The sequence below is a fragment of the Vibrio sp. 10N.222.48.A3 genome, assembly GCF_041475345.1.
GTDB lineage: Bacteria > Pseudomonadota > Gammaproteobacteria > Enterobacterales > Vibrionaceae > Vibrio > Vibrio tasmaniensis_A.
This window is the reverse complement of record NZ_JBFRVX010001045.1, coordinates 1-2,677: the sequence shown is the minus strand read 5'-3', so window position 1 is coordinate 2,677 and position 2,677 is coordinate 1. Positions and strand designations below refer to the sequence as shown.

Below are 2,677 nucleotides of genomic sequence, written 5' to 3'. Positions count from 1 at the left end.
CTATTACCGGCCCTGCAGCGTTTATCGAAACCAATATTGTCGGCACTTATACCTTGCTAGAAGCGACACGTGAATATTGGAATAAGCTTGAAGAGGGTGCAAAAGCAGAATTTCGTTTTCACCATATCTCTACTGATGAAGTGTATGGCGACCTTCCGCATCCGGATGAAGTTCCAGAAGGGACTGAGCTGCCAATGTTCTTGGAAACAACCTCGTATGAACCATCAAGTCCATACTCTGCTTCAAAAGCATCAAGTGATCACTTAGTACGCGCATGGTTACGTACTTACGGTCTCCCTACTATCGTAACCAATTGCTCTAACAACTATGGTCCTTACCATTTTCCTGAAAAATTGATCCCATTAGTCATTTTGAATGCTTTAGAAGGAAAAGACCTTCCTATCTATGGTAAAGGCGACCAAATTCGTGACTGGTTGTTTGTTGAAGATCATGCACGGGCACTCTACAAAGTAGTGTCTGAAGGTAAAGTCGGGGAGACATACAATATTGGTGGCCACAACGAGAAGAAAAACCTCGAAGTCGTAAACACTATTTGTGACATCTTAGATACTTTAGTACCGAAAGAGTCAGCGTATGCAGAACAAATTACCTATGTTCAAGACCGCCCTGGTCATGACCGCCGTTACGCCATTGACTCATCTAAAATGCAGCGTGAGTTAGGTTGGACACCCGAGGAGACGTTTGAAACAGGTCTTCGTAAAACGGTGCAATGGTATCTAGACAATTCAGCGTGGTGTCAAAATGTACAAGATGGTAGTTACCAACGTGAGCGTTTAGGTGTAGAAAAAACTGAATCAAAGGGAAGTAAATAATGAAAGGTATTGTTCTAGCTGGTGGTTCAGGCACTCGTTTGTACCCATTGACTCGTGGTGTATCAAAGCAACTCTTGCCGATCTACGACAAACCAATGGTGTTTTACCCGATTTCTACATTGATGTTAGCTGGAATCAAAGACATCTTGATTATCACGACTCCAGAAGATAATGCAGGTTTTAAGCGCTTGCTTGGTGATGGTTCTGATTTTGGTATTAGTCTTGAGTATGCTATTCAACCAAGCCCAGATGGTTTAGCACAAGCTTTCATTATAGGTGAAGATTTTATTGGTGATGATTCTGTTTGTTTAGTACTCGGCGACAATATCTTCTATGGGCAATCATTTAGTGACACTTTAAAAAATGCTGCCAGCCGTGAAAGTGGTGCGACAGTTTTTGGCTACCAAGTCAAAGACCCAGAGCGTTTTGGTGTGGTCGAATTTGATGAAGAGATGAAAGCGATTTCGATTGAAGAAAAGCCGGCAACACCAAAATCCAATTACGCGGTAACGGGTTTGTATTTCTACGATAATCGCGTGGTGGAAATGGCCAAGCAAGTGAAGCCCTCTCATCGTGGTGAGTTAGAAATTACCACGCTAAATGAAATGTACTTAAACGATGGTTCACTGAATGTGGAATTATTAGGTCGCGGTTTTGCGTGGCTAGATACCGGTACGCATGAAAGCCTACACGAAGCCTCTTCTTTCGTCCAAACGATTGAAAATGTCCAAGGTTTGAAAGTCGCGTGTTTAGAAGAAATCGCTTGGCGTAACGGTTGGTTGAGTGATGAACAAGTTCTGACTCTAGCTAAACCAATGATGAAAAATGAATATGGTCAGTACTTAACGCGCCTAGTTAGTGAATCTCAAAAGAGGGCTGATGCTTAATGCGTGTATTAATTACCGGTTGTCATGGTCAAGTGGGCTCTTGTCTAACTAAACAATTAGCCAATAATGAAAATATAGCAGTATTAGCTCTTGATAGAGAGCATCTTGATATTACTAGTCAAGAGGCCGTTAATGCTATTGTGGCTGAATTTGAGCCTAGCATCATTATTAATGCAGCGGCACATACAGCGGTTGATAAGGCTGAAGAGGAGCTTGACCTTTCTTATGCGATAAACCGTGATGGTCCAAAATACCTCGCACAAGCAGCGCAGAGCGTTGGTGCTGCAATGCTGCATATCTCTACGGATTATGTTTTTGATGGAGATAAAGTAGGCGAATATGCAGAAACGGATGCTACAAACCCTCAAGGTGTTTACGGTAAAAGTAAACTAGCAGGTGAAATCGCCGTAGCACAAGAGTGTAAAAAACATATTATCCTTCGTACTGCGTGGGTGTTTGGTGAGAATGGCAATAACTTTGTTAAGACCATGTTGCGTTTAGCAAATAGCTATGAATCTCTAAGTATTGTGGGAGATCAGTTTGGTGGGCCGACTTATGCCGGTGATATCGCATCTGCGTTAGTAACTATCGCTAAGGCTATTTGTAATGGAGAAACTGATAGGTTTGGTATTTACCACTTCTCTGGATTACCACATGTAAGCTGGAGCCAGTTTGCGCAAGCTATTTTTGATGAAGCGGTTGAACAAGGTGTCCTGAAGTGTTCACCAGCAGTTAACTCAATAACGACTGAAGAGTACCCAACTCTCGCTAAGCGTCCAGAAAATTCTAAGCTCAATACAACACTAATACGTAATACGTTTGGGATAAATGCAAGCGATTGGGTGAGTCGACTAAAATTAGGTATAAAAAGATATGAATAAACTAAGACTTATAATTCCTTCTTACAATGAAGGAGTTAATATTAATAAGTGTGCAGAGAAGCTATTAGTTATATAT

Annotated in this window: 3 protein-coding genes; all 3 read left to right on the top strand. The window is 41.6% G+C overall.

The features are described from left to right. Positions 1-833: dTDP-glucose 4,6-dehydratase (gene rfbB / locus AB4653_RS23445; protein WP_372105444.1), on the top strand; the 833-nt coding region annotated here is incomplete at its 5' end. After that, positions 833-1,720 carry a glucose-1-phosphate thymidylyltransferase RfbA gene (gene rfbA / locus AB4653_RS23440; protein WP_009847956.1) on the top strand — a complete coding sequence of 296 codons (888 nt, stop codon included), beginning with the start codon at positions 833-835 and terminating at the stop codon, positions 1,718-1,720. The genes rfbB and rfbA, both read left to right, overlap by 1 nt. After that, a complete protein-coding gene (gene rfbD / locus AB4653_RS23435; protein WP_009847955.1) occupies positions 1,720-2,601 on the top strand; it encodes a dTDP-4-dehydrorhamnose reductase in 882 nt (293 codons plus the stop codon). The genes rfbA and rfbD overlap by 1 nt, the downstream gene beginning before the upstream one ends. Positions 2,602-2,677: the final 76 nt, after the last annotated feature.

Excerpts from the sequence above, each read along its gene's own strand:
- rfbA (WP_009847956.1), top strand. The coding sequence starts at position 833 with ATGAAAGGTATTGTTCTAGCTGGTGGTTCAGGCACTCGTTTGTACCCA.
- rfbD (WP_009847955.1), top strand. The coding sequence starts at position 1,720 with ATGCGTGTATTAATTACCGGTTGTCATGGTCAAGTGGGCTCTTGTCTA.